Below are 1037 nucleotides of genomic sequence, written 5' to 3'. Positions count from 1 at the left end.
TTAACGTGAGTTCGAAATAAGAATAAATATATTTCACTTATAATTAGAAACATAGCGATAAAAGTATTAAATTTATAGTGCTGAATTATAACATTTAAACGATTACCACTATGTTTCCAGAGTCTAAAGTTACAGAGATTTATTGTATGGCCGATGATTTTTGCAAGGAATTTACATTGCAACAGGAAAAATATATGATTAAGGATATGAAGACCATGCATCGTAACAAACCCAACCGTATGAGTGATGCAGAGATTATGGTTATTCTAATCCTGTTTCACTCCGGTGGTTTCCGTTGTTTCAAGCATTACTACAAGGAGTATGTCTGTAAACATCTGAAACACCTTTTTCCTCGTCAGGTTTCTTATAACCGTTTTGTGGAACTGGAGAAGGAAGTATTGCTTCCCATGACCATATTCATCAAAAAAGTACTGCTGGGAACTTGTACCGGCATCAGTTTCGTTGATTCCACTCCCTTATGTGTATGTCGTAACCAAAGAATCTTGATTCATAAGACATTTGAAGGGCTTGCCGAGCGTGGAAGATGTTCTATGGGATGGTTCTTCGGATTCAAGCTGCATCTGATAATCAATGACAAAGGAGAGATCCTCAATTTCATGTTCACACCTGGAAACGTGGATGACCGGGAACCGTTGAAACAGGGTAAGTTTCTGGAAAACATCAAAGGAAAACTATGTGCAGACAAGGGATATATAGGTCAGGCTCTGTTTGAAAACCTTTTTCTTAATGGCATACAGCTTGTTACTAAAGTTAAAAATAATATGAGGAACTCACTGATGAGTATTGCCGACAAGATTTTGCTAAGAAAAAGAGCCTTGATTGAAACGGTCAATGACGAACTGAAGAACATCGCACAAATTGAACACTCAAGACATCGTTCATTCAGTAACTTTATAGCCAACTCCTTGTCGGCTATCGCGGCATACTGCTTTTTTGAAAAGAAGCCCGCCATTGACGTAAATTTTGTCAATGACGGACAACTTGCTATTTTTTGATTTTATTTCGAACTCACGTTA

1 protein-coding gene is annotated in these 1037 nt (G+C 37.4%); it reads left to right on the top strand.

All coding sequences use genetic code 11. From position 1 onward, the window contains the following. Nucleotides 1–110 precede the first annotated feature (110 nt). Nucleotides 111–1016, top strand: coding sequence for an IS982 family transposase (locus H8S52_RS19690; protein WP_117956277.1), 906 nt, complete (start codon nucleotides 111–113; stop codon nucleotides 1014–1016). Nucleotides 1017–1037: the final 21 nt, after the last annotated feature.

It is taken from the genome of Bacteroides sp. NSJ-48, assembly GCF_014287405.1.
Lineage (GTDB): Bacteria > Bacteroidota > Bacteroidia > Bacteroidales > Bacteroidaceae > Bacteroides > Bacteroides stercoris.
Note: the sequence above shows the minus strand (reverse complement) of the source record. Positions and strands in the feature narration are given on the sequence as shown.

Bases quoted from the DNA above. Each gene is read 5' to 3' on its own strand.
- H8S52_RS19690 (WP_117956277.1), top strand. From the start codon at position 111: ATGTTTCCAGAGTCTAAAGTTACAGAGATTTATTGTATGGCCGATGAT.